The sequence below is a fragment of the Pantoea sp. SGAir0175 genome (assembly GCF_043547855.1).
Map to the genome: position 1 here is coordinate 2,419,074 of NZ_CP028081.1, position 23,018 is coordinate 2,442,091.

29 protein-coding genes are annotated in these 23,018 nt (G+C 54.6%); 19 read left to right on the plus strand and 10 right to left on the minus strand.

Annotated features, from left to right (window positions below):
- Nucleotides 1–87: 87 nt before the first annotated feature.
- Nucleotides 88–807 carry a type 1 glutamine amidotransferase gene (locus C1N56_RS11205; RefSeq protein WP_088515888.1) on the minus strand — a complete coding sequence of 240 codons (720 nt, stop codon included), beginning with the start codon at nucleotides 805–807 and terminating at the stop codon, nucleotides 88–90.
- A 118-nt stretch (nucleotides 808–925) separates the two neighbouring features.
- Between C1N56_RS11205 and C1N56_RS11210 the strand changes: the two genes are divergently transcribed.
- Nucleotides 926–1,699 carry an AraC family transcriptional regulator gene (locus C1N56_RS11210; protein ID WP_241797838.1) on the plus strand — a complete coding sequence of 258 codons (774 nt, stop codon included), beginning with the start codon at nucleotides 926–928 and terminating at the stop codon, nucleotides 1,697–1,699.
- Nucleotides 1,700–1,988: 289 nt separating this feature from the next.
- Here the strand turns inward: C1N56_RS11210 and C1N56_RS11215 are convergent, their stop codons facing one another.
- A complete protein-coding gene (locus tag C1N56_RS11215; protein WP_394516662.1) occupies nucleotides 1,989–3,350 on the minus strand; it encodes an esterase-like activity of phytase family protein in 1,362 nt (453 codons plus the stop codon).
- A gap of 287 nt (nucleotides 3,351–3,637) precedes the next feature.
- Between C1N56_RS11215 and C1N56_RS11220 the strand changes: the two genes are divergently transcribed.
- The 6 genes from C1N56_RS11220 to C1N56_RS11245 all read left to right on the plus strand — a co-directional run bounded on the left by C1N56_RS11220 (nucleotide 3,638) and on the right by C1N56_RS11245 (nucleotide 6,773).
- The gene (locus C1N56_RS11220) at nucleotides 3,638–4,219 is read left to right on the plus strand and encodes a response regulator transcription factor (RefSeq protein WP_394516663.1); all 582 of its coding nucleotides are present in this window, start codon (nucleotides 3,638–3,640) and stop codon (nucleotides 4,217–4,219) included.
- Nucleotides 4,220–4,447: 228 nt separating this feature from the next.
- The gene (locus tag C1N56_RS11225; RefSeq protein ID WP_021506315.1) at nucleotides 4,448–4,960 is read left to right on the plus strand and encodes a GNAT family N-acetyltransferase; all 513 of its coding nucleotides are present in this window, start codon (nucleotides 4,448–4,450) and stop codon (nucleotides 4,958–4,960) included.
- A gap of 276 nt (nucleotides 4,961–5,236) precedes the next feature.
- Entirely contained in the window at nucleotides 5,237–5,404 is a 168-nt protein-coding gene (locus C1N56_RS11230; protein ID WP_021506316.1) for a con-10 family general stress protein, read from the plus strand.
- A gap of 186 nt (nucleotides 5,405–5,590) precedes the next feature.
- Nucleotides 5,591–5,788, plus strand: a complete 198-nt coding sequence (locus tag C1N56_RS11235; RefSeq protein ID WP_031279223.1) for a hypothetical protein — start codon at nucleotides 5,591–5,593, stop codon at nucleotides 5,786–5,788.
- A complete protein-coding gene (locus C1N56_RS11240; RefSeq protein WP_058776510.1) occupies nucleotides 5,788–6,573 on the plus strand; it encodes a hypothetical protein in 786 nt (261 codons plus the stop codon). The genes C1N56_RS11235 and C1N56_RS11240 overlap by 1 nt, the downstream gene beginning before the upstream one ends.
- A 77-nt stretch (nucleotides 6,574–6,650) precedes the next feature.
- Nucleotides 6,651–6,773 (plus strand): hypothetical protein, encoded by a 123-nt coding sequence (locus C1N56_RS11245; protein ID WP_255412066.1) that lies wholly within the window; start codon nucleotides 6,651–6,653, stop codon nucleotides 6,771–6,773.
- A gap of 47 nt (nucleotides 6,774–6,820) precedes the next feature.
- Here C1N56_RS11245 and C1N56_RS11250 read toward each other — a convergent pair whose 3' ends face one another.
- Nucleotides 6,821–9,172, minus strand: a complete 2,352-nt coding sequence (locus tag C1N56_RS11250; protein ID WP_394516664.1) for a phosphoketolase family protein — start codon at nucleotides 9,170–9,172, stop codon at nucleotides 6,821–6,823.
- 280 nt (nucleotides 9,173–9,452) lie between these two features.
- Between C1N56_RS11250 and C1N56_RS11255 the strand changes: the two genes are divergently transcribed.
- A complete protein-coding gene (locus tag C1N56_RS11255; protein WP_021506321.1) occupies nucleotides 9,453–9,752 on the plus strand; it encodes a hypothetical protein in 300 nt (99 codons plus the stop codon).
- 193 nt (nucleotides 9,753–9,945) lie between these two features.
- Entirely contained in the window at nucleotides 9,946–10,146 is a 201-nt protein-coding gene (locus C1N56_RS11260) for a hypothetical protein (RefSeq protein WP_058769662.1), read from the plus strand.
- Nucleotides 10,147–10,177: 31 nt separating this feature from the next.
- Here C1N56_RS11260 and C1N56_RS11265 read toward each other — a convergent pair whose 3' ends face one another.
- The 6 genes from C1N56_RS11265 to C1N56_RS11290 all read right to left on the minus strand — a co-directional run bounded on the left by C1N56_RS11265 (nucleotide 10,178) and on the right by C1N56_RS11290 (nucleotide 13,114).
- Nucleotides 10,178–10,444 carry a biofilm development regulator YmgB/AriR family protein gene (locus C1N56_RS11265; protein ID WP_021506323.1) on the minus strand — a complete coding sequence of 89 codons (267 nt, stop codon included), beginning with the start codon at nucleotides 10,442–10,444 and terminating at the stop codon, nucleotides 10,178–10,180.
- Between the two features lie 53 nt (nucleotides 10,445–10,497).
- Nucleotides 10,498–10,788 carry a hypothetical protein gene (locus tag C1N56_RS11270; RefSeq protein WP_059010363.1) on the minus strand — a complete coding sequence of 97 codons (291 nt, stop codon included), beginning with the start codon at nucleotides 10,786–10,788 and terminating at the stop codon, nucleotides 10,498–10,500.
- 164 nt (nucleotides 10,789–10,952) lie between these two features.
- Nucleotides 10,953–11,198 carry a regulatory protein YcgZ gene (ycgZ, locus tag C1N56_RS11275; protein ID WP_021506325.1) on the minus strand — a complete coding sequence of 82 codons (246 nt, stop codon included), beginning with the start codon at nucleotides 11,196–11,198 and terminating at the stop codon, nucleotides 10,953–10,955.
- Nucleotides 11,199–11,671: 473 nt separating this feature from the next.
- Nucleotides 11,672–11,857 carry a con-10 family general stress protein gene (locus C1N56_RS11280; protein WP_071813571.1) on the minus strand — a complete coding sequence of 62 codons (186 nt, stop codon included), beginning with the start codon at nucleotides 11,855–11,857 and terminating at the stop codon, nucleotides 11,672–11,674.
- 276 nt (nucleotides 11,858–12,133) lie between these two features.
- The gene (locus C1N56_RS11285; protein WP_021506327.1) at nucleotides 12,134–12,595 is read right to left on the minus strand and encodes a DUF421 domain-containing protein; all 462 of its coding nucleotides are present in this window, start codon (nucleotides 12,593–12,595) and stop codon (nucleotides 12,134–12,136) included.
- A 12-nt stretch (nucleotides 12,596–12,607) separates the two neighbouring features.
- Nucleotides 12,608–13,114 (minus strand): hypothetical protein, encoded by a 507-nt coding sequence (locus C1N56_RS11290; protein WP_021506328.1) that lies wholly within the window; start codon nucleotides 13,112–13,114, stop codon nucleotides 12,608–12,610.
- Between the two features lie 232 nt (nucleotides 13,115–13,346).
- On the opposite strand from C1N56_RS11290, the gene C1N56_RS11295 reads away from it, so the two are divergent.
- From C1N56_RS11295 to dcuR, 10 genes are all read left to right on the plus strand, one after another.
- Nucleotides 13,347–13,838, plus strand: coding sequence for a nicotinamide-nucleotide amidohydrolase family protein (locus C1N56_RS11295; protein ID WP_058769659.1), 492 nt, complete (start codon nucleotides 13,347–13,349; stop codon nucleotides 13,836–13,838).
- A gap of 317 nt (nucleotides 13,839–14,155) precedes the next feature.
- Entirely contained in the window at nucleotides 14,156–14,323 is a 168-nt protein-coding gene (locus C1N56_RS11300) for a con-10 family general stress protein (protein WP_021506330.1), read from the plus strand.
- A 158-nt stretch (nucleotides 14,324–14,481) separates the two neighbouring features.
- Nucleotides 14,482–14,955, plus strand: a complete 474-nt coding sequence (locus C1N56_RS11305) for a YciE/YciF ferroxidase family protein (protein WP_021506331.1) — start codon at nucleotides 14,482–14,484, stop codon at nucleotides 14,953–14,955.
- A gap of 27 nt (nucleotides 14,956–14,982) precedes the next feature.
- Nucleotides 14,983–15,498, plus strand: coding sequence for a ferritin-like domain-containing protein (locus C1N56_RS11310; RefSeq protein ID WP_021506332.1), 516 nt, complete (start codon nucleotides 14,983–14,985; stop codon nucleotides 15,496–15,498).
- A gap of 36 nt (nucleotides 15,499–15,534) precedes the next feature.
- On the plus strand, nucleotides 15,535–16,404 hold the full coding sequence (locus C1N56_RS11315) for a manganese catalase family protein (protein WP_021506333.1): 870 nt from the start codon (nucleotides 15,535–15,537) through the stop codon (nucleotides 16,402–16,404).
- Nucleotides 16,405–16,628: 224 nt separating this feature from the next.
- Nucleotides 16,629–17,897, plus strand: a complete 1,269-nt coding sequence (umuC, locus tag C1N56_RS11320; protein ID WP_215480932.1) for a translesion error-prone DNA polymerase V subunit UmuC — start codon at nucleotides 16,629–16,631, stop codon at nucleotides 17,895–17,897.
- Between the two features lie 388 nt (nucleotides 17,898–18,285).
- Nucleotides 18,286–18,711 (plus strand): hypothetical protein, encoded by a 426-nt coding sequence (locus C1N56_RS11325; protein ID WP_223815622.1) that lies wholly within the window; start codon nucleotides 18,286–18,288, stop codon nucleotides 18,709–18,711.
- Nucleotides 18,712–19,057: 346 nt separating this feature from the next.
- Nucleotides 19,058–19,594 (plus strand): peptide-methionine (S)-S-oxide reductase MsrA, encoded by a 537-nt coding sequence (msrA, locus tag C1N56_RS11330; protein ID WP_021506337.1) that lies wholly within the window; start codon nucleotides 19,058–19,060, stop codon nucleotides 19,592–19,594.
- A 116-nt stretch (nucleotides 19,595–19,710) separates the two neighbouring features.
- Nucleotides 19,711–21,345, plus strand: coding sequence for a sensor histidine kinase (locus tag C1N56_RS11335; RefSeq protein WP_058769658.1), 1,635 nt, complete (start codon nucleotides 19,711–19,713; stop codon nucleotides 21,343–21,345).
- Entirely contained in the window at nucleotides 21,338–22,057 is a 720-nt protein-coding gene (dcuR, locus tag C1N56_RS11340; RefSeq protein WP_021506339.1) for a two-component system response regulator DcuR, read from the plus strand. Before C1N56_RS11335 ends, dcuR begins: the two co-directional genes overlap by 8 nt.
- On the opposite strand, the gene C1N56_RS11345 is transcribed toward dcuR, so the two are convergent.
- Nucleotides 22,051–23,016: an FAD:protein FMN transferase gene (locus C1N56_RS11345; RefSeq protein ID WP_394516665.1), complete on the minus strand. Its 966-nt coding sequence runs from the start codon at nucleotides 23,014–23,016 to the stop codon at nucleotides 22,051–22,053. The two genes, dcuR and C1N56_RS11345, sit on opposite strands and share 7 nt — an antisense overlap.
- Nucleotides 23,017–23,018 lie beyond the last annotated feature (2 nt).

A 23,018-nucleotide genomic window follows, 5' to 3' on the forward strand; every position in this document is an offset into this window, starting at 1 on the left:
GGGTGCACAAAAGGTCATGGTGCCTGCATGTATCAGCTTCTGATAAAGAATGCCCGGAGATAAACATCACCGGGCATAAAGCGGTGTTTAAGCTGATTTGTAGCGCGCTTCGAGCTTATCCATGAAGCCAAAAAGTACCTGATTCATTTCGCTGTAGTCGTGCGCACGAAGTTCTTCTGGCGTATGAACAAAGCGATACTCTGCGGCTCGGCTCAGGTCTTGCTGCGAATGAGCGATGAGCCGTTCTACAACATCCAGCGTCAGTTCCATGTGGCACTGAAAACCAAAGACGCGATCTGAATAGGAAACGATCTGGCGGGGACAGCCTTCGCTGTAGGCGATGATTTTTGCATCCGCGGTCAGGCCCGGCATGTCGTTATGCCAGTGACCGACCTCAAGCGACTTCGCAAAGTGAGAAAACAACGCATCCTCGCGAGCCTCTTCAGTTAGCGTGATCGGGAACTTACCAATCTCTTTTTCAGGGCTGTGAGCAAACGGCGCGCCCAGCGCCTCACCGATCAGCTGTGAGCCAAGGCAGATACCGATAACGGCTTTACCGGTTTTAACAGCAGCAGCAATCAGCGCCTGCTCGCCTTTCGCATCGAAGTGCGGACACTCTCTCTGGGTCGTGGACGGGTCCTGCGGACCGCCCATCACGATCAGGAAATCAATACCTTCGGCGTCCACGGGTAGCTCATCGCCTGCGTATACACGCGAGTAAGTCACATTATGACCTTGATTTCTGGCCCATGTTTCATAAGCCCCTGGCGCTTCAAAACTTTCATGTACGATAAAGTGTACCCGCATGAGGATAGGCTCCTGTTATACCTGTGATAATCTGACTGATAAACGACACACTCATCCAGTGAGTTGGTACACCGGATGGTTTCGAGGCAGCATCATAGTTGCAGGACTCTAATCTGAAATGCCAGGTAGTATAGATAAAGCGCCAAGACATGAAGCATCCACTGGCTGGTCCGGCACAGCGATTAGCTATCAGCGAGGAGAAACCGATCCTCCTCATCATCACCTTGAAGGGCAACTCCTCTATGCAACCAGAGGCGTGATGCTGGTCGAAACGGAAAACAACCGCTGGGTTATCCCCCCTCAGCGTGCATTGTGGCTACCGCCTCTGCAGATACATAGTTACAATCTGCTGTCTCACACAGATCTCAGGGCCGTCTATTTCAGTGACAGCCTTATCGCGGAATGTACAAATTTTGCGAAGAGTGACCAGGTGCATGTCATTACGGCTACGCCACTGGTGAAAGAACTGATAACCGGTCTGTTCAGTGATAACTACAACAGACCGAGCCAGCGGAAAATGGCTCTGTTGCTTCTGGAAATACTCAGCGAAGCGCCTTCTCTTACTGCGGAACTTCCAATGCCACGTGATGAGCGATTATTCTCTGCGGCCAGAGAACTTGTGGTAAATCATCGCTGGGAAATACCACTGAGCGATCTGGCTTTTATCGCGTCAATGTCTGAACGTACCTTTTCGCGATTGTTTATTAAGGATACGGGTTTTAGTTTCAGAACCTGGAAGCAAAGAGCAAGAATTTATGCTTCGTTAGATCTCCTTGCTAATAACATCCCTATCAAACAGGTCGCTTATAAGCTCGGTTTTTCATGTCCTGCTGCTTATACCGCTGCTTTTCGCTCCATCCTGAATGCAACGCCGCGCGATTATTTGCCTTAATCTATGAATCAATGCCTGCTTCTCACTCCAGGCAAAAATTTTTCCTGAGAGTCAGTCTGCCTTATCCCAGGAACTGACGCTGCCGTTTCAGGCCATTTAATGGCTGTGCGCTGTATCAGGGTAAATTTATCAGGCGATATCTCTTAATCACCTGAGCAATAGCCACCCTGAGTTTCCACATCCTGTTAAACACGAGGCCGCGATGACCTCCCCGATGACACAACGGGGAGTCATTCAGCCTTAAGCGTTTTCGTGCTGGCACCGGTGTTCAGCGCCAGCACGGCAGCCTCTAGGGTTGCAGCGGTTCCGCCAGCGTTATGATAAACAACTCACTGTCCGATCTGGCTTTATCCAGCGGCTTCACGCTGATGGTGGTGGCAACCGGCTTGTCATCTACCGTCAGCCTGCCCTGGTCGTTGACCCGATAATCCTTGCGCTTCTTACCTTCCACCGGATTTTGTAGCACCATTTTCACGCCGAAGTCATTGTCATTGATGACCGCCAGCGTGTTGCTGTCGATCAGCGCCAGCCCTTCGGCCTTCTCCTGCTGCCAGCCGAGTTGACGCAGATCCACCACCCGCGTTTTCGTTGCCAGCACGATGCCGCGCTGCGCCAGCGTTTTGGCGTCGTCAAACTCCGGGTAGTCACCGGCCTTATCGAATGCGGCCAGATCGCTAGCCTGACTGAGATCCACCTTATAGATAAGGTTACGCATCGCGTCGTCTTTGTCGCTGCCCTGCTCAATCAGCAGGATATGCTGATTATCGATCGCCACGATATCGCCAATTTTCGCGTCGCTGTTTTTACTGTACGCCTCGCTGTCGATAGGGTAACCATACATCGCGGTTTTCCCGGTGGCCGGATCGAAGCTCACCAGGCGGGTAAAGCGTGCCTGCTTTTTACTTTTCCCGTTGATATCGAGCGTGCTCTGCACCGCGGCGATGATACGTCCATCCGGCATGCGCGTGATCCCTTCAAAGCCACGATTTGGCTGGCGCCATTTAAGAACGTTCGGCAGACCACCCGCGATCGATTTTTCCCCTTCCATGGCCTGCGGCCCGTGAATCGCCAGAATCCTGCCCTGCTTATCAACGTTAATCAGGAACGGACCATACTCATCGCACAGCCAGTATCCGCCCTTCCCGTCCAGCGTAATGCCTTCCGTATCCAGACCCCGGTTATCGCCCTGCAGCACGTTCAATTTATCGCTTAGCGCGATCTCATTGGTTGACCCGATGACGCCATTCTGCAGCGGCAAGCCGTTAATATTGCCCTTTGCGTCGTGCAGCGGTCGGGCGTCCGTCGCCTGCGCTTTGCCGTTCTTCACCTGGATATTCATCAGCAGTGGCGCGAAGTCCGGCGTGACGAAAATTTTCGACTCCTGTTTACCCATGTCAGGCGAGTCGGCGTTCGGTCCGCGGTCGGTGACGGTCACAAAGTTGAGCGTGTCTCCCTGCCTGCCGGTAAACAGCAAACCGGAACCGATGCCCACCGGCAAACCCTCCGGAAACGCGCTGGCGAACGCACCGCTGTAGCTGACGCGCGTCCCCTGAGGAAAAGTGACGCTATAGCGTTCGGTTTGCGGCTGCGCCGCTAGCGTGGATAACGAGAGGGTACAACCGAGAATCAAAGGAAGCGTTTTTCTTTTCATATTATTCATGTCCATACAGAGGAGCTGACACCCTAAAGACTAAAAATGACAGGAAAATGAAATTGCAGAGCAACAGTGGCAGCTGACATCATCCCGGGCGATCTCCCCGGTTCGCCACCGTACCGGTTTTGCTTCATTCATCAGAAACCAGCTTTCATGTTGTCCCCCTGCAGCTCAGCCATCCCGGACATTTCTCAGCCTTTTCCTACAACCTGACGCAGGCCGTCTGATATCGGCTCCGCGCGGTTTCCGTTCAAATGGGTTAACCGCGAGCACAGGAGGAAACAATGCTGAACATCTTCACTATGGATAGCGACCGCTGGATTACGGAAGGTCTGCGCCTCTACTTTTCCGGGCAGATGATAAGCTGCCTGACGCTCACCTCGCCGGATGACCCAATCCCCACCGGACACGGGCGCAACGTGGTGATCAGCGAGCTGCATTTTGCCAGTAAAAACCTGGAAGAGACGCTGCGTAGCCTGCTGCTGATGCAGCTCAAAACGCCGGGCGTTGAGCTGGTGATTCTCACCGACATCAGCGATGAAGCCGTGCTGAATTACGTGGCCCGCCACCTGAAGAAAGCGCTGATCCTGAGTAAAAAATGCCCGCTGGCGACGCTGGTCAGTGCAGTGCTGACGCCGGAAAACGTTGCCACCGTCGCCGCACCGCACGGCAATGCCGATGTGCTGACCGAGCGCGAGTTCACGTTGCTGCGCTGGCTGGCGGGTCCGCGCCGCATGACTGAGATCGGGCATGCGTTGCACCTCAGCAATAAGACCATCAGCCACTACAAGAACACCATCTCACGCAAGCTGGGCTGCAAAAACCATATGGATTTTTACCATCGCCTCACCAGTTACGGCTTTTAATTCGCACCACCCGCCTCAATTCAGGATGCTCCGCCCGCTGGACATCCTGCGCCTGCCTCCTTTCCTGTTAAAAAATCAAGACATTCAGCCAACATCCTTACCGCAAAAGGGATGACACCCGGTTTGATTCGCGCATAATGACGGGTCACCTGTACGGGCAGGATGCCCGCTGACACCCCCACTCTGCCGTAACGCAGGATAAAACATAAAAACTGAAGGAAGACTGGCATGGAATTCACCATACGCAACGCGCAGCCTGATGATGCCGAACTGCTGCATCAGCTGGGGCGCATGACCTACAGCGCCCACTTCAAACATATGTGGGTCTCCGAAGCCGAGCTGGATGAATTCATCGATAAAGAGTACGGCCTGGCCGAACTGCGCAGCAGCCTGGTGGCCCCCAACGAAAGCTGGCTGATTGCCGAAACCAACAAACCCATCGGCTTTGCCAAAGTGACCTGGAATACGCCGGTACCGGACTCCGGCATGAGCGGTGCCCAGCTGAATAAGCTCTACCTCAATCCGCAGGAAACCGGTAAAAACTATGGCCGGCGCATGTTCGAAAGCATTATCCACGCCGCACGCGATAAGCAGGAAGGCTATCTGTGGCTGGAAGTGATGGGCGAGAACGTGCGCGCACGCAAATTTTATGAAGCCTTTGGCATGCAGCACATCAAAGACATTCCTTTTATTACTGCTTCGCAACAGAGCATCCTGCAGATTTTAGGCATGGTTATTTAGCGTGGCTCACGGCGCCGGGTCAGCTGTCTGGCCCGGCCGGTTGGGTGCACTGGAGTGTTTCATTTTATTACTTCACCGCCGCAAAAGTTTTAAATAAGCGCAGCGACAGCGCAGAATTATTGTTATTTCAACAAACTAAGATAAAAAATAAAAACGCCCTTTTTTATGCGCCGTCACGCTTGCAGAAATAGCACCAGCGATTACTATTAAATACGCAACACGCACATGACAGCGCAACAACGTCATGTTATTTATTACTCATGAAGAGGATATATTATGACTCAGCATCGAGGCGGTTCAGGTAATTTCGCAGAAGATAAACAGAAAGCATCAGAAGCCGGTAAAAAAGGCGGACAGCACAGCGGCGGCAACTTTAAAAACGACCGCGAAAAAGCGTCCGAAGCCGGTAAAAAAGGCGGTCAGAGCAGCAATCGCGGCTCGTGATTAGCCGGCCAGCACAGGATGAGGCGGCCATGGCGCAGGGAGCGCGCCGTTACCCCCCGGATTATTGTCTTACCCTGCGCTGACTTTCCTCACGTTTAACAGATAACTCTGAAACCGCCTGAATCTGGCAGAAAACGTTATATGATCAATTAACTATTTATTGCCTTACAGGAACAGCCTGACGTGATATTGCGCTATTTTACCTCTCTTTTTTCCAGTCCGGAATCATTACTGCAGGTGATGAGCCGCCAGGATATTCGTGAATCCATTCAGGAAGGTGACCGGATTATTATTGACGAAGACGGTAACGCTTCGGTTAATCCCCTCAGCCCGCAGGTACAGCAGGACTTCGCCGATCATATTAAGCGCTTAAAGGATATCTGATGGGAACCGCGATATTTATGGTGCTGATGGTCTGCGGCTACTGGTACACCAGTCGCGATATGTCCAGCCGCCTGAAAATAAAACGCTCCTTTGGCTGGGACGTCTATTTTCTCATTGCGCTGTACGGCTGCATTTTTGTCGTTCAGGGCGTGGTCGCCACCGGCCTGGTCTGGCTGCTACTGCTGGCGGCATCGGCCATCAATAACAGCCTGGCGCTGTCTGCCGATCTCCATGCGCGCTGGCACGTCGATTTCATGACATGGAGTTTTCTCGGCATTCAGGCACCGGTGGTGATCATGCTGGCGTTTGCCGTGCTGTTTTGTGTGTATCGTTCCAATTCCGGCAGCGCGCGGCTGACCGCCGGCAGTCGCAAAGAGCTATATCAGCGCCTGTCGCGCTCTAACGGTATTGAACAACTGCTGCTGCACTGCATGGAAGAAGGCGAACTGGCCTGGGTTACGCTGAAATCGCGCCGTATCTACATCGGCATGATTCACGCTGCCACCTTTGAATATCCCAGCACCGCCAATATCGTGCTTATTCCGATGCTCAGCGGCTATCGCGATTCGCGCACGCTGAATCTGGCGATTGAGCATAACTACAGCCGCTGGTATCACCAGCACGAGATTAGCTTTGTCTCCAAACCCAAAAGCGCGCTGGAGTTCCGTAAGGTGCTGATGGTCGACCAGATTGAAAGCCTGTCTCTGTTCGATCCGGCCAGCGCCAGCGCACTGGCTATGGGGAAACATCAGCACACAGAGAAGCGGCAGAATGTTCCGGGCTGAGCCGCGCAGCCACCCTTTCATCCGCGCAGCTGGCAACGGTGGCGCGGGTTCACATGGTAACCGTTAAGGAGTATACAATGACCGATCGTCCCGTTCACGGCGACCAGCCGGATTACGATCCGCGTAAAAACAGCCCCGACCAGAAGCCGAAAGATGACGAAACCAGCGCGCCTGAATCCGGGGATAAACAGGCCGAATAAACCATAAACCGCCTTCTCAGGCGGTTTTTTTTCGCGCCCGGGTCGGGTTAGCCCGGCCACAGCCAGTTACGTACTTCCGGCACGTCTTCACCGTATTCGCGCACGTAGCGGTGGTGCTCCGCGATGCGCTGCTGCAGGTCGTCGAGCAATTCAGGATGGCGATCGGCCAGGCCCGGCACATGCAAAATCGCCGCCTGCGCCAGATGATAGCGGTCCAGCTCGTTGAGCACCGTCATATCAAACGGCGTGGTGGTGGTGCCCTCTTCGTTGAAGCCGTGCACGTGGAAATTGGCGTGGTTGCTGCGCTGATAGGTCAGACGATGAATCAGGCTGGGATAGCCATGAAAGGCGAAAATTACCGGTTTGTCGCGGGTAAACAGCGCATCGAAATCCTCTTCCGACTTGCCGTGCGGGTGCTGCTGCTGCGTCTGCAGCGCCAGCAGATCCACCACGTTGACCACGCGAATGCGCAGCGTGGGCAGATAGTTTCGCAGCAGATCCACCGCCGCCAGCGTCTCCATGGTGGGCACATCGCCGGCGCAGGCCATCACCACGTCCGGCTCGCCGTCATCGCTCGCCCAGCGCCATTCGCCCATACCCGCCTCACAGTGGGCAATGGCGCTGTCGATGTCCAGCCACTGCGGTGACGGCTGCTTGCCAGCGACAATCACGTTGATGCGATCCCAGGTGCGCAGACAGTGATCGCCCACCCACAGCAGGGTGTTCGCGTCTGGCGGCAGATAGATGCGCACGATATCCGCCTTTTTATTCGCCACGTGATCGATAAAACCGGGATCCTGATGGCTGTAACCGTTGTGATCCTGGCGCCAGACGTGTGAAGACAACAGATAGTTGAGCGACGAGATCGGCTGGCGCCAGCCCAGCTTGCGCGTCACCTTCAGCCATTTGGCGTGCTGATTGAACATCGAATCGATGATATGAATAAAGGCTTCATAGCAGTTAAACAGCCCGTGTCGTCCGGTGAGCAGATAGCCCTCCAGCCAGCCCTGACACTGATGCTCGCTGAGAATTTCCATCACCCGACCGTCACGCGCCAGCTGCTCATCATACGGTTCGATGTCTGCCATCCAGCTGCGGCTGGTGACGTCAAAGACCGGCGTCAGGCGATTCGAGGCGGTCTCATCTGGCCCGAACAGACGGAAGTTATCGGCGTTGCGCTGAAAAATCGCGCTGAGGTAGTGGCCGAACTGCTTAGTGGCTTCGCCGCGCTGGCTGCCCGGCGCGCCGGTGTCGAGCGCAAACTCGCGGATGTCAGGCGTGTTGAGCGTGCGGCGCAGCCGTCCGCCGTTGGCATAGGGTGAGGCGCTCATGCGTTTATCCCCCTGCGGCGCCAGCGCACGCAGTTCCGGCCTGAGTTTACCCGCCTCGTCAAACAGATCTTCCGGCTGATAGCTGCGCAGCCACTGCTCTAACACCTGCCGATGCGACGCGTCTTCGCGACATGCCGCCACCGGCACCTGATGCGCACGCCAGAAATCTTCCACCTTTTTACCGTCCACCTCTTTCGGGCCGGTCCAGCCCTTCGGACTGCGCAGCACAATCATCGGCCAGCGCGGGATCGCCTGCTCTGTCTGGCCGCTGCGCGCCTGCTGCTGATAAGCGGCAATTTTATCAAACGCGTTATCCAGCGCTGCCGCCATCTGCTGATGCATGTCGGCCGGCTCGTGCCCGCAGACAAACAGCGGCTCATAACCGTAACCGCTGAACAGCTGCTGCAGATCGTCATCACTGCTGCGCCCCAGCAGCGTCGGGTTGGCAATTTTGTAGCCGTTCAGATGCAGAATGGGTAACACCGCACCATCACGCTGCGGATTGAGGAATTTAATGCCGTGCCAGCTGGCGGCAAGCGGCCCGGTTTCGGCTTCGCCGTCACCAATCACGCAGGGTACGATCAGCTGCGGATGATCGAAAACCGCGCCAAACGCGTGCGACAGTGAATAGCCCAGCTCGCCGCCTTCGTTAATCGAGCCCGGCGTTTCTGGTGCCGCATGGCTGGGAATGCCGCCGGGAAACGAAAACTGCTTAAACAGGCGCTGCATGCCTGCAGCATCTTCACTGATGTGCGGATAGATCTCGCTGTAGCTGCCTTCAAGCCAGCTGTTCGCCACCATGCCCGGACCGCCGTGCCCCGGGCCGCAGACGTACAGCAGATCCACCTCGCGCTGGCGGATGATGCGGTTGAGGTGCGCATAGATAAAGTTAAGGCCGGGCGTCGTGCCCCAGTGGCCGAGCAGACGTGGCTTGATATGCCCGGGCTGCAGTGGTTCGCGTAGCAGCGGGTTGGCCATCAGGTAGATTTGCCCGACGGACAGATAATTGGCGGCGCGCCAGTAGCGATCGATCAGCGCCAGTTCATCGGCGGCACTCGGATTGGTCATGCCTCTTCTCCTTTGGTTAGCCATCAGTTAACCCTAATAGAGGATAGGCGATGCTGCGAGCCAGACGGTATTTCTGCACTGTTGCTATTAACCGCTGCGCTTATTCAATCTTTCACGAAAATATAAGCGCAGCGGTAAAAGCTGTACACGTTAATATTTTTTTCATTTTGTGCACTATTTAATGGGTCGTGACCCGCAAAACTGGCGCTTTTTCACTTTTGGTCTATTGTGCCTTTACAGGTAATACCAGTAGAAAATAGAAAAATAAAAGGATCCTAAAATGGACTATAAAATGTTCGCTAACCGACTGCAGCAGTGGCCGCAGTTACATTTTACGGCGATTGAACTGCAGCAACGCGAGATGGCCTGCGAGATCTACGCCACGGCGGCTGAGCACCAGACCATGAGCCAGCTGTTTATTTGTCGCGTCAGTGATGAAAAAAATGCGCAGGAATTAATCAGGCAGTATCGCAGCTGGCTGCATAAATTTAATCTCGGTCGCAGCAGGCGCGATAATTCCCGCCCGCCGCGCAGCGTGTCGGTGAATGTTCCGGGCGCAATAAGCGCAGCGCTAAAATAGAGTTATCGGCATGCTTAACCATTTTTTAGTTGCATGAATCTGCTACAGCAGCGTATTACTATTCGCGCAGCGTGATAACGCCTGGCAATCTGTCTGACGAATAACCTGGGCCATTTTCACTGACAGCAGAAAAAGGTGTTGAGTTGTTATCACCTGTGCAACACTGTACGGATATACAAGTCCCGGAGGTGACGTGAAACAAGTTAACCGTCCTGCACCGGATCTGTATGCGCTGATAGGCATCGCGGTGACGGAATTTATCAGGGAAGGTAGCGTATTCAGGATACATGACGTGACGCAGGTGCTGCATACGATGAAAGCAGAAGCGCGTGATGAGGATTTCCGGCATCGCTGCGATGCCGCAATAAGGCTACTGGCAGATCTTATGCACTGAACCGATCCCCGCCTGCGCGGGGACCACTACCTCAGGCGTCGTCTGGCGTATAACCCACCACAATTTCCAGCGTTCTGCGCAGCACACTTGCCTGCGCTTCGTCCTGTGTCGCTTCCAGCGCCATAATCAGACATAGAATGATGGATTTGTTACTGACGCGGCCTTCGCTGGCCAGCACGCTACGAATGACATCATTCAGTACCGCGGCCTCTTCACTCAATGCCACTCCGGCATCGCGAAAATGCGCCGCCAGTTCCGTGTCCGGCAGCGCAGAATAGAGAGAGTGATTCTCCGACATCGTTCTTTTCCCGTACTGTGAGCAATACAGTCAGATTATAATTTAACGGTCAGTCAGTGCTTGCGGCTGCCGCCACCCTGACCGTTGTGGCCAAACAGCGGATGCACATTATCGCGATCCGATTGTTCGCCACGCCGCTTTTGTCCAGCCGTCATGCTCGACCGGACTTCATCGATTGCAGTGCGAATCGCAGCCGCCTGCGCATCATCGCTGGCCTGCTGCTGCATAATGTGGAGCTCATCAAGCAACGCCTGGGTGGTGACCGGCCCGGAGCGCTGCAGCAGCGTTAACGCCGCTTCGCCGATGATCTCATCAATAAGAGTCTGGTGTTCTCTTCTGTTCATAACATAATAAATCTCTGCATGCTGCCTGCCCCGACCGGGAACGCGACAGAAAAACAGCGCCGCTATCCTGCGGCGCGATACAGCCCGTCACAAGTCATACATGCAGTGATACGTTATCAGAATGGCGTTTTCGTGTGTACAACCTGGACGCTTTCGCTTCGCTCTCAGCTCTCGCGTTCAAATAGCAGGCCAATCAGCTGGTGATAATGGTGCTCTTCTTCCGTGGTAGAAGCGAGCTCCAGACGACGCAGCAGCTTAGTACACAGCGATTTACGGTTCAGATTACGGCCTTCACGCAGGATTTCGACCACGACCTGGCCCAGCGTCTCCTGCTGCGAAGGCAGCGTGGCTTTGCTAAAATAGTTGGCAATCGCCTCGACTGAGTTCGGAGTGTATCCGTTCTGGCGCATAAGTGACTCCCGTTAACATTAAATTGTCAGAAAAATGTTCTGGCTAAGTTGTACAAGTTTTTCAAAATCTGTACAAGAGGATAAACAAGAGAATGGGGTTTTTTTGTTGCAAAAAGTGCTACCGAAAAGTTATTAACCCATGCATAAATTGAAATTTTTTAACATCGCCAACGCCCGATCAGGTCCACATTAATAATGAGTCGATAACGTATCGCTTCGTTATCAGTGCCACCTAATCTGCCTGTTACTTATTTCCTCTCGCGCTAACAATCGTTATTGGTGGTTGCAGCCGCTGCGCTTATCAGATATTACCGCACGTCATTTTTTCGTTCCCTGCAGCACGGCAGCTGGTGATATAAAATGCGTGCGGCGCAATGGACCACTCCCTGAATTGCGCCGCTGCGTTACCGATTAAGCCGCCTCAGGGTAGCTTAACTGATTACGCTGACTGCATTTATATTAAAGAAGGCGGTTTAAGCTTCCGCCGCTGCGGTTTTGCCGCGACGACTTACTTTTCCACCGCGTCTGCCCGCTTCTACTGCCCTTTCAGGACAGTTTTTAAAATTCCCGCTGCTGACGCTGCCGCCTTTTTTACCCGCTTCGCGAGCACGCTCGGTATTTTCTGCAAAATTACCTGCACCACCACGTCGTTGTGTCATATGTCACCCCATTGATAAAAATAATTAAGTAGTTAAACGACAGAATATCTCCACACAGGAACAATATGGATGGGATTGGAGATAAAACAACATTTAATATGCATATTTGCGCTGACAAAAAGCCATGCGCAAATGGTTATTTTCACCGCTGCGCTTATAGCGGGTTGCTTGTAAAGATTTTTTTTTCAAACTTGTACAAAATAATTTTAGTGGTATAAAATCAATTAATTAACAAAAGTGTGATCTTTATCACAAACAAGTATTGAGAGATTGTTGCTATTTTTCAGTTTTATCTGAATTTTCCGGGATGATGGAAATATGACCGCTCACTTCCAGCACCGCGTATTTAATTTGATCGATGCGTTCCAGCCCCTGACCTGAACGCGCGGCCTCGAGGATATCTTCCCGACTGATGCCCGACATTTTTAGCCGCTGCGTTAATATCCGGCCATGCTCCACCAAAATCAGCGGTCCTCCCTCCGCCATTTGTTCGAATAGCGGAAAGCGCGCTTTGAGTTTGCCCAGCACAATATCAATAGTGATTAAGGTGATGATGGTGAGGCTGGCACCGGTAACGGAAAAGTCATCACCCAGCAATGCCTGCTGTGTGGCTTCGCTAATAATCAGCAGCAGAATCAAATCGAATGAGGTCATTTGCAGCAGTGTGCGTCGACCGGCAATTTTAAATACCACCATTAACAACAGATAAATGGCGGCTGCGCGTAATACCGTTTCCATAACGCTCTCCTTTTATGGGTAAATCCACTGCGATACCTTTACCGGTACCTGATGATTGACGTGCACGCTCAGCGCAACCCGTCCTGCCGCCTGCGGCTGAATCCCCAGCCAGATCACATGACCTTCTGCCGCCTCGCTGGCGTAAGTCAGCTGCAGCGTGTTATCCCGCGTGATGGCCTGCTGTGGCTGTGGCTGTAGCGTCTGGATCTGCAAATCGTCTAACGCGCCGCTGCCTAGCGTGACGGTGAAATGCTCGCCGCTCTGCGGTGCCACGCGAATCCGCAGGTTCATATTGCTGTCGATGCGACCAAAACGTTCATAGCGAATGCTGACGGAACCATCAGCCGACTGCGCCTGCCCGTCGCTTAATATGCCTTTGGAAAACAACCCGCAGGCACCCAGGATCACAATCACCATTAGCACGTATTCACCGATACGCTGTATAACGCTCTCCCTGCGTTGCCAGCGCATATCCTCCTGCACCGGATAATCACGGCTGGCTAACTCATCTTTCTTCATGGTGTTATTCCTCTTGCAGTTAATTAGCTGACATCATGTCGCTCCGGTTATTCCCTCTTCGTTCTGAATTTTAAGCTTAGCGGTAAACGCCGGGAGCTTCGGTAACAGTTTAATTCGGCTGAGCAGCGGTGCAGAAATTACTCCTATAATTCGGATGCACGCCGCTGGCAATGCATATGAGCAGCGGCAGAGACGGCGTTTATTAATTTCACTCTGACAAGGGATACAGAATATGGATGAAGAACTGGTTAATTTAGCGACCGAAGTGGGTAATAAATTACTGGCCGCCGGCCTGAGCGTCACCACCGCCGAATCCTGCACCTCTGGCTGGGTCGGTTCCGCGCTGGCGGCCGCCAGCGACAGTAGCCGCTTTTACAGCAGCGGCTTTATTACTTACACCAATCAGGCGAAGCAGCGCGTGCTGGGCGTCAGCGCAGAGACGCTGGCGCGTGATACCGCCGTCAGTGAAGCCGCGGTACGGGAGATGGCCTGCGGCGCGAAAAAGCTCTCCGGGGATACGCTGGCTATTGCCGTCAGTGGCTATGCCGGCCCGGACGGCGGTGAGGACGGCACGCCAGCCGGCACCGTGTGGTTTGCATGGTGTCTGGCAGATGGCAGCGTGCACACCAGCCGGCAGTGGTTTTCAGGTGAAGGTGAAGAAGTGGTGCGCAAAGCAACCCTTTTTAGTCTGGCGGAATTGAACCGTCTGCTCGACGCTATTTAGCGCCGCTTCGCCGTTCAATGATTAAACGTAAATAAATAAGCCGGGCGGATAAAATTCCCACCGGAGGAAAATGTGTTGAGCATAAATAATCATCAGGCGGGTTAAAAGCGAGACCGTAATATGGACCGGCTCGCTAAAAATAGCGTGGTTATTTTACACCACAATCTCCAGCCTTCTCATTAATATAGCGTTAGCGAGGCGTGAAAAATATAACCGTCGCGCTTGTCAGTGAGGCAGCCTGCATTAGTATTAAGTGTGCAAAACATGCATGGCGGCAGATGCGTCATGTTATTTATTACTCATCACGAGGTAATAGTATGACAGAGCATAGAGGCGGTTCAGGTAATTTCGCAGAAGACAAAGAGAAAGCATCTGAAGCGGGTAAAAAAGGCGGACAAAACAGCGGCGGTAATTTCAAAAACGACCGTGAGAAAGCGTCCGAAGCCGGCAAAAAAGGCGGACAGAATAGCCATCGCGATTCCTGATGCGCTGTAACGCAGAGTAAGGAATGTCTCGGAGCAGGGAATGCTCCGTCATCAACAGGATCACTGGGATTTATTGCTTCGTTTCATTCCCTCTCTTTAATCGCGTTATCACTTAATGGCTTCAGCCTCCCGTTAATCACCGATTCGGAGAATATTTCATGAAAGTTAAATCGCTACTTGATCTTTTTATTCACGATCTTTCGGACGTTTACAGCGCGGAGAAACAGATCACCCGTGCGTTACCCAAACTGGTCCGGGCAGCCTCCGATGAAAGTTTAAAAAACGCTTTTCAGCAACATCTGGAAGAGACCCAGGGACAAATTGAGCGCCTCGATCAGGTCGTAGAGAGCCACGATGAGCTGCGCATCATGCGTATGAAGTGCCACGCGCTGGAAGGCCTGGTCGAAGAAGCGCAGGAGCTGATTGAATCCACCGAAGCCGGCCCGGTGCGCGATGCTGGCCTGATCGGCGCAGCGCAGAAGGTTGAGCACTACGAAATTGCCACTTACGGCACGCTGGTGGCCATGGCGAAAAAGCTGGAGCTCAACCAGGCCGCAGAGTTGCTGGCTGCCACGCTGGCAGAAGAAAAATCCACCGATGAAAAACTCACGGATATCGCGGAAAAACAGTAACGCGACTGCCGTACAACGGAGGTAGATATGACGACCACATCCGCACTCTCGCATTATCACGACTGGCTGCGCGACGCTCACGCCATGGAAAAACAGGCCGAAACCATGCTCGAGCAGATGGCAAAACGCCTGGAAAACTATCCGCAGCTGCGGGCTCGCATCGAGCAGCATATCGAAGAAACCCGTCAGCAGCAGTCTTTGCTGGAATCCATTCTCGACCGCCACGGTATTTCCCACTCCAGCGTGAAAGACGTGATGGGGAAAATGGCCGCCATGGGCCAGGCGTTTGGCGGTACCTTCGCGGAAGACGAAGTGGTGAAAGGCGCTATCAGCGGCTACGTGTTCGAGAATGCCGAGATTGGCAGCTACACCAGCCTGATCAGCGCCGCCACGCGTGCCGGTGATCAGGAGAGCGTGGCCATTCTCAAACAGATCTGTGAGCAGGAGATCGCGATGGCGGACTGGATGTTAACGCACATGCCTGAACTGACCGATCAGTTCCTGTTGCGCAGCGAAGACCCGGACGCGAAAGCGAAACGCTGATTTTCTCTTTTCGTAAGAGACTTTTTGAGGTGAGCTATGTTTCGACACGTTAAGAAATTGCAGTATACGGTGCGCGTTAGTGCACCGAACCCGGGCCTGGCCAATCTGCTGCTAGAGCAGTTTGGCGGTCCACAGGGCGAACTGGCTGCGGCCATGCGCTATTTTACCCAGGGCCTGGGCGATGAGGATTTAGGACGCCGCGACCTGCTGATGGATATCGCTACCGAGGAGCTCAGCCATCTTGAGATTATCGGCTCGCTGGTTGGCATGCTCAATAAAGGCGCCAAAGGCAAGCTGGCCGAAGGCACTGAAGAGGAAGGCGAACTGTATCGCTCAATCACGGGTGCCGGTAACGATAGCCATCTGACTTCGATTCTTTATGGCGGTGGTCCGCCGCTGACCAACTCCGGCGGCGTGCCGTGGACCGCGGCTTACGTGGATACCATCGGGGAAGTGACGGCCGATCTGCGTTCTAATATCGCCGCCGAAGCGCGCGCCAAAATCATCTATGAACGCCTGATCAACGTCACTGACGATGTCGGCGTGAAGGATGCGTTAGGCTTCCTGATGACGCGTGAAGCCGCGCACCAGCTTTCATTTGAGAAAGCGCTGTACTCCATTCGCGACAACTTCCCACCGGGCAAGCTGCCGCCAATTGAGCAGTATGCGCACAACTACTACAACATGTCGGAAGGTGATGACGTGCGCGGTAGCTGGAACTCCGATGACAACTTCGATTATGTGGCCGATCCGCAGCCGGCGGTGGATGGCGGCGATGGTCTGCCCTCCGTGACGCTGTCGCCGGATGAGCAGCGCGACATCGATGCGCTGGCCGCACGTACCGCGTCCGATCCGCTGATCGACCCGATTACCGGCGCGGAAGCAGGCAGCAAGAAGTCGCCCTGACGTTCAGTCAGACCAGGCAGTGACACGTTTTTTCTCGCGCAGTAACTGGCCCCTGGCCCACGGCGTTTCCCTGACGGGAACGCCGTTTTTTCGTCCTGATGTCTGTACCCACCCTGTTCTTTTCCCCCACCAGCAACCTGGCCGGACAGATCGATTTCTGCTTCTCATTTTTCCTGCATCTGACCTATACTGTTTTTATATACAGTATTTTCAGGGTGCCGATGATGTATGCATTGGTCGACGTAAACTCTTTCTACGCCAGCTGCGAAACCGTGTTTCGCCCGGATCTTCGCGGCAGGCCGATCGTGGTGCTGTCAAACAATGATGGCTGCATTATCTCGCTGAGCCGCGAAGCGAAGGCGCTCGGTATCAAAATGGGTGCGCCCTGGTTTAAACATCGCGACGAGCTGATGCGTCATCAGGTGGTGGTGTTTTCATCTAACTATGCGCTGTACGGCAACATGTCGGCGCGCGTGATGGAGACGCTCGACCGGCTGGCACCGCGCGTGGATGTCTACTCGATTGACGAGGCCTTTCTTGATGTCAGCGGAATTGAAGGCTACACCTCGCTGACGCGCTTTGGACAGCAGGTACGTGACTGCCTGTGGAAAGAGACGCACCTGAAAGTGGGCGTCGGCATCGCGCCAACGAAAACCCTCGCCAAGCTGGCTAACTGGGCGGCCAAACGCTGGACCAAAGCCGAAAACGTCATGGACCTCTCTGATCCGGCGCGCCAGCGCGGCCTTATGCAGCGGGTGGGCGTAGAGGAAGTGTGGGGCGTCGGCCGCCGTTTATCGAACAAGCTGAACCTGATGGGCATTCAAACCGCCCTGCAGCTGGCGGAGACGCCCACAGCGCTGATCCGCAAGCATTTTGGCGTGGTGCTGGAGCGCACCGTGCGCGAGCTGCGCGGCGAACCGTGCCTGGCGTTTGAAGAGGTGATTCCGCACCGGCAAAATATCCTCTGCTCGCGCTCGTTTGGCGATCGCATTACCGATTATCAGGATATGCGCGAAGCCATCGCCAGCTATGCGGCACGCGCAGCGGAAAAACTGCGCAGCGAGCGTCAGTATTGCCGCTACATCGGCACCTTTATCCGCACCAGCCCGCACGATCCGCATCAGCCCTACTATGCCAATGCCGCGAGCCAGACGCTGATTACCCCTACCGCCGACAGCCGCGACATCATTCAGGCCACGCTCAACTGCCTGGATCGCATCTGGATCCCCGGCAAGCGCTACCTGAAAGGCGGCGTAATGCTGGGCGACTTTTTCAGCGACGGGGTGGCGCAGCTTGATATGTTTGCTGACTATCAGCCGCGCCGTAACAGCGATCAGCTGATGGCGCTGATGGATAAGATCAACGCCCACCAGCGCGGTGCCTTGTGGTTTGCCGGTCAGGGCATTCAGAAACCCTGGGCGATGAAACGCGACATGCTGTCTCCGGCTTACACCACGCGTATTAGTGACGTGCCGCGCGTGAAGGCAAAGTGACTTAACCTCTCTCCCGCGGCAACCCTGAACCTGTCACGCTGCGCGGAATAATCGCAAGGCGGCGGGAGAGAAAATTGATAATTCACACCAATCGATACGCGATTAATGATGAAATTAATTTACAGATAATTAATCAATATCGGGCGCTAGCGAATACAGCACTTAATGCTTAAACTTCACTACCCTGAATAGCCGGCGCTATTTTTAAATTACTGAAAATTTATTGCCGGCGCATAACCACAAAAACAAACCCATATCAAAAGGTTAGCCGCAATTGAAATTGCCACATCAGCAAAATGAGATAAAGCGCACCATTATAATATTGCGCAACCATTAATGCCGTGATATTTAAATCTGGACTTTACAATAAACTTACAAAGAGGGAAAAATGAAAATTAACCTTATGGGTTTGATGGTGATGCTCGTTATCCTGTTAAGTGGATGTTCGTCGACAGGGGGTGAGGATAAATACAGCGCGACCTACGTTCAGTCACACATTAAAGAAGGGAAAACCACCAAGGCGGAAGTGCAGCAGCTTTATGGTGTCCCGGATGATAATCAAAAATCCTCTCAGGGCACCACCTGGATTTACGAGAAAAATGCGGATTACAGCAGCGCCTCTTCGCTGCTGGGCTACATCCCGGGAGCGGGAGCCGTATCCGGCGCGTTAGGTATGGCAAACTCAGCAAGTGAAGTATCCTCTACGGCAGGCAAAATGGCAGATAAACGTAGTGGAAATACCGAAATACACGGTAATAGACTCTATATCACTTTTAATAATAGCGATATTGTAGATTACTGGAGTATCCGTTAATCCGCACCGACAGAAAGCCATTTACCTGATGCGGCTCAGCTGAGCCGCATTATTCTATTTAAACAAGAATATTATCTGCTTCGTATCATCCGGGCTATTACGCGCAAATAAACCACGACATCTCACCGCTGAATAACGTTTTATCGCGCAGGTAAAAGCGCCGCTGGCAGATCAACTGGCGTGTGCATCAATGCTGCACCCGTGCGGCGCAAATCGTCTGCGCGCAATGGCAAGGCGCTACGGGCTAAGCCGCGCCAGGTTGCGCCAGAAATGTTAACAGAAAGCGGCTTGAATTCAGCGTGCTGAACCCCCACTCTAACGCTTTCGCCCTGACAGGAGTAAAACAATGGCAACCGAATATGCGATTATCGCGGGTGGCTGTTTCTGGTGCACCGAAGCAGTATTCAAAGATGTGATTGGCGTCGAGTCAGTCGAAAGTGGTTACACCGGCGGTGAACGTCCTAATCCCACCTACGAGCAGGTGTGCAGCGGCGCGACCGGCCACGCCGAAGCGATTCGCGTAGGCTTCGATCCGGAGAAAGTGAGCTACGGCGATCTGCTGGACATCAGCTTTGCCACCCACGATCCCACCCAGCTGAACCGTCAGGGTAATGATGTCGGCACCCAGTACCGTTCGGCGATTTTCCCGGCTAACGCGGAGCAGGAAGCCGAAGCGATTGCGGCGATTGCCCGCGCGCAGGAAGATCACAGCGTGCCGGTGGTGACCACCATTGAGCCGCTGAAAGCCTGGTATCCGGCAGAAGATTATCATCAGGATTACTGGGATGGCGCTGGTCAGCGCAACGGTTACTGCCTGGCGGTGATCCCGCCGAAGCTGCAGAAACTGCGTAAAAGCTTCGCTAACCGGGTGAAACAGGGTTAACCCGCCCGCTCTCTCACCCACGGAAGGTCGTCATCGCTGACGGCCTTCCTGCATTTAGCGCGACCCGCTGCGGATTATCCGTCATAATAGCCCCCCGTTTTCCGCAGAGCACGACCATGATCTCACCACAGCAAGCCACGCCAGTGCGCAGGCGACCGATGAAGCTCAACACCCTGGTGACGCTGATGCTCAGCGCGGTGATTGTGCTGGTGCTGCTGAGCGTACACATGTTTTATTTCTTCCAGATTGGCGCCGCGACGCGCAGCCAGCTGGAGGATAAAGCCATGGCAGTGGCGCGCACGCTGGCGAAATCACCCGAAATTCAGCAGGCGCTGCGCCTGCCGCCCGACCGGGCCGCTATCCAGCCCATCGCCAAAGCGGTGGAAGAGAGCAACCATCTGCTGTTTATCAGCATCACCAACATGGATGGCATCCGCTACTCACACCGTAATCCGGAGCTGGTGGGCAAACACTTTATCGGCCCGGACATCGAACCGGCGCTGCGCGGCAACGAGAATGTCTCCGTGAATCAGGGCTCGCTGGCCAAATCGCTGCGCGTGTTTACCCCGGTTTATGACGCCCAGCAGCGGCAGATTGGCGTGGTGGCTATCGGCATCTCGCTGGAGGCGGTCACCGACCAGATCAACCAGAGTCGCTGGAGCATTCTGTGGACCATTCTGATCGGCACTTTTGCCGGCGCGGTTGGCACCTTCATTCTGGTGCGCGTGCTGAAGCGTATCCTGTTCGGCCTCGAGCCATACGAAATTTCCACCCTGTTTGAGCAGCGCCAGGCGATCCTTAACTCCGTCAAGGAAGGCGTGGTGGCGATGGACGATCAGGGCGAGGTGACGCTGGTCAATCAGGCGGCGCGCCAGCTGCTGAGCGATAAAATGGGCAGCAGCGTGGTGAGTACCGCGCGCATTTATGATGCCTCGGTGATCGACCAGCATCTGCAGGAAGTGCTCAACGGCGGTCGCGCACGGCGCGATGAGGAGCTCAACGTCAATGGCCGACTGCTGCTGAGCAACACCGTGCCAGTGCGCAGTCAGGGACGCATTATCGGCGCGGTCTGCACCTTCAGGGACAAGACCGAAATCAGCCAGCTGATGCAGCGTCTGACCGGCATGGTAAACTATGTTGATGCCCTGCGTGAGCGCTCGCACGAGTTCATGAATAAGCTGCATGTGATCCTTGGCCTGCTGCACATGAAAAATTATGCGCAGGTAGAAGCCTATATTCTGAAGACCGCTAATAACTATCAGACGGAAATCGGCTTCCTGCTGGAGAAGATCAAATCACCGGTGATTGCCGGTTTTCTGCTCAGCAAAATTAACCGCGCCTCTGATTGCGGCCATCGTCTGACCATCAGCGATGCCAGTTACCTGCCGGACAGCGGCAACGAGCAGCAAATGGCGGCGCTGATCACCGTGGTCGGCAACCTGGTGGAGAATGCGCTGGATGCGATGAGTGAGCAGACCGAGGGCGAAATCCACGTCATGCTGCACTATCAGAACGGCTGGCTGACCTGTGAAGTGAGCGATGACGGACCGGGTATTGCGCCGCAGCATCTGGCAACCGTGTTCGACAAGGGCTTCTCTACCAAAGGCGAGGATCGCGGGGTCGGCCTGTTCCTGCTGAAACAGCAGACGGAGCACCTCGGCGGCAGCGTCAGCGTGGAGTCCGAGCCTGGCGTGTTCACCCAATTTTTAGTCCAACTTCCGTGGGATGGAGGAACCAAACCGCATGATTAACGTGTTAGTGGTCGACGATGACGCCATGGTGGCCGAGCTGAACCGCAGCTTTATCGGCCAGGTGCCGGGCTTTCACTGCGTGGGTACCGCCGCGACGCTGCAGCAGGCGCGCGAGTTCCTGTTTAATAGCGAAACGCCGATCGACCTGGTGCTGCTGGATATCTATATGCAGCAGGAGAACGGGCTCGATCTGCTGCCGGAGCTGCGCCAGGCGCAGAGTTCAGTGGAAGTGATCATCATTTCGTCAGCGGCCGACGCGGAGAATATCAAAACCTCGCTGCACTACGGCGTGGTCGACTACCTGATCAAACCGTTCCAGTTCCCGCGTTTTGAAGAGGCGCTGACCGGCTGGCGGCAGAAAAAATCGCTGATGGACAACCAGCACTACTACCAGCAGTCGGACCTCGATCTGCTGATGCACGGCAGCCCGGCCACCCAGCACGACAACAAACGGCTGCCGAAAGGCTTAACGCCGCAGACGCTGCGCACGCTGTGTCAGTGGATTGACGCCCACCCCGGCCATGAGTTTTCTACCGACGAGCTGGCGGCCGAAGTGAACATTTCACGCGTTTCGTGTCGCAAGTACCTGATCTGGCTGGCGCAGATTAATATTCTGTTCACCAGCATTCACTACGGCGCCACCGGCCGCCCGGTGTATCGCTATCGCCTGCAGCCGGAGTACCATTCGCTGCTGCAGCAGTACTGTCAGTGACGCAGCTGCCAGCTGAAATCCAGCTGGCTGAAGCGGAAATGGCGCGCTGGCGAGCAGATAATCTGCCGATCGCGGGTGACAAACACCGCGTCGATATCAGGCTGGCCGGCGAGATACGCCAGCCCCTGCTCTACGCCCATGCCGTACAGCAGCGTGGTATAGATATCGCCATCGAGCGAGCGATCGGCAATCACCGTCACGCTCAATAACTCATTGTCCAGCGGATAACCGGTGCGCGGATCAAAGATGTGATGCCAGCAGCGGCCGTCGCGTTCAAAGTAGCGCTCATAAATCCCGGACGTCACCACCGATTTGCCCTGCACCTGCAGCGTACCCAGCAGTTCATCGTCCCGGCCAAACGGTTTTTTGAGCCCGATACCCCAGCCCTGCGGCTGATGCGGCGGGCTGCCGAGCGTTTGCACATTGCCACCGAGATTAATCAGCGCCTGCGCAACACCCTGCTGACGCAGAAATGCCTGCACCACATCGGCGATGTAGCCTTTCGCAATGGCGCCCAGATCGATCTCCATGCCCGGCAGCGGCAGAAACACCGAGTGCTGTTCGGCATCCAGTACCACCTGATGCGGATCGGTCAGGCGCAGCAGCGCCTCAATCTCCGCTGCGGGCGGCACTTCACGCCCCTGAAAACCAATCTTCCAGCGTTTCACCACCGGACCGATGGTGAAGTTAAACGCGCTGTCCGGCAGGATGCTCACCGCGTGCGCCACACTAATCAGCTCAAACACCGGCGCGCTCACCACCACCGGATGGCGTCCGGCGGCGTGATTAATGGCCATCACTTCGGATTCGGCGCGGTTGACGGTAAACAGGTTTTCCTGCTGTTTGATCAGGCGAAAGACCTGGCTGGCCAGCGTGGGATTGTCTTCGAACAGTTTGAGCAGAATGGGCGAACCCATGAGGACGGCAGAATAGGAATGGACGCCAGCGTCGCTTGTCATTG

Bases quoted from the DNA above. Each gene is read 5' to 3' on its own strand.
- C1N56_RS11205 (WP_088515888.1), bottom strand. From the start codon at position 807: ATGCGGGTACACTTTATCGTACATGAAAGTTTTGAAGCGCCAGGGGCT.
- C1N56_RS11210 (WP_241797838.1), top strand. From the start codon at position 926: ATGCCAGGTAGTATAGATAAAGCGCCAAGACATGAAGCATCCACTGGC.
- C1N56_RS11215 (WP_394516662.1), bottom strand. From the start codon at position 3,350: ATGAAAAGAAAAACGCTTCCTTTGATTCTCGGTTGTACCCTCTCGTTA.
- C1N56_RS11220 (WP_394516663.1), top strand. From the start codon at position 3,638: ATGCTGAACATCTTCACTATGGATAGCGACCGCTGGATTACGGAAGGT.
- C1N56_RS11225 (WP_021506315.1), top strand. From the start codon at position 4,448: ATGGAATTCACCATACGCAACGCGCAGCCTGATGATGCCGAACTGCTG.
- C1N56_RS11230 (WP_021506316.1), top strand. From the start codon at position 5,237: ATGACTCAGCATCGAGGCGGTTCAGGTAATTTCGCAGAAGATAAACAG.
- C1N56_RS11240 (WP_058776510.1), top strand. From the start codon at position 5,788: ATGGGAACCGCGATATTTATGGTGCTGATGGTCTGCGGCTACTGGTAC.
- C1N56_RS11245 (WP_255412066.1), top strand. From the start codon at position 6,651: ATGACCGATCGTCCCGTTCACGGCGACCAGCCGGATTACGATCCGCGT.
- C1N56_RS11250 (WP_394516664.1), bottom strand. From the start codon at position 9,172: ATGACCAATCCGAGTGCCGCCGATGAACTGGCGCTGATCGATCGCTAC.
- C1N56_RS11255 (WP_021506321.1), top strand. From the start codon at position 9,453: ATGGACTATAAAATGTTCGCTAACCGACTGCAGCAGTGGCCGCAGTTA.
- C1N56_RS11265 (WP_021506323.1), bottom strand. From the start codon at position 10,444: ATGTCGGAGAATCACTCTCTCTATTCTGCGCTGCCGGACACGGAACTG.
- C1N56_RS11270 (WP_059010363.1), bottom strand. From the start codon at position 10,788: ATGAACAGAAGAGAACACCAGACTCTTATTGATGAGATCATCGGCGAA.
- ycgZ (WP_021506325.1), bottom strand. From the start codon at position 11,198: ATGCGCCAGAACGGATACACTCCGAACTCAGTCGAGGCGATTGCCAAC.
- C1N56_RS11280 (WP_071813571.1), bottom strand. From the start codon at position 11,857: ATGACACAACGACGTGGTGGTGCAGGTAATTTTGCAGAAAATACCGAG.
- C1N56_RS11285 (WP_021506327.1), bottom strand. From the start codon at position 12,595: ATGGAAACGGTATTACGCGCAGCCGCCATTTATCTGTTGTTAATGGTG.
- C1N56_RS11290 (WP_021506328.1), bottom strand. From the start codon at position 13,114: ATGAAGAAAGATGAGTTAGCCAGCCGTGATTATCCGGTGCAGGAGGAT.
- C1N56_RS11295 (WP_058769659.1), top strand. From the start codon at position 13,347: ATGGATGAAGAACTGGTTAATTTAGCGACCGAAGTGGGTAATAAATTA.
- C1N56_RS11300 (WP_021506330.1), top strand. From the start codon at position 14,156: ATGACAGAGCATAGAGGCGGTTCAGGTAATTTCGCAGAAGACAAAGAG.
- C1N56_RS11305 (WP_021506331.1), top strand. From the start codon at position 14,482: ATGAAAGTTAAATCGCTACTTGATCTTTTTATTCACGATCTTTCGGAC.
- C1N56_RS11310 (WP_021506332.1), top strand. From the start codon at position 14,983: ATGACGACCACATCCGCACTCTCGCATTATCACGACTGGCTGCGCGAC.
- C1N56_RS11315 (WP_021506333.1), top strand. From the start codon at position 15,535: ATGTTTCGACACGTTAAGAAATTGCAGTATACGGTGCGCGTTAGTGCA.
- umuC (WP_215480932.1), top strand. From the start codon at position 16,629: ATGTATGCATTGGTCGACGTAAACTCTTTCTACGCCAGCTGCGAAACC.
- C1N56_RS11325 (WP_223815622.1), top strand. From the start codon at position 18,286: ATGAAAATTAACCTTATGGGTTTGATGGTGATGCTCGTTATCCTGTTA.
- msrA (WP_021506337.1), top strand. From the start codon at position 19,058: ATGGCAACCGAATATGCGATTATCGCGGGTGGCTGTTTCTGGTGCACC.
- C1N56_RS11335 (WP_058769658.1), top strand. From the start codon at position 19,711: ATGATCTCACCACAGCAAGCCACGCCAGTGCGCAGGCGACCGATGAAG.
- dcuR (WP_021506339.1), top strand. From the start codon at position 21,338: ATGATTAACGTGTTAGTGGTCGACGATGACGCCATGGTGGCCGAGCTG.
- C1N56_RS11345 (WP_394516665.1), bottom strand. From the start codon at position 23,016: ATGACAAGCGACGCTGGCGTCCATTCCTATTCTGCCGTCCTCATGGGT.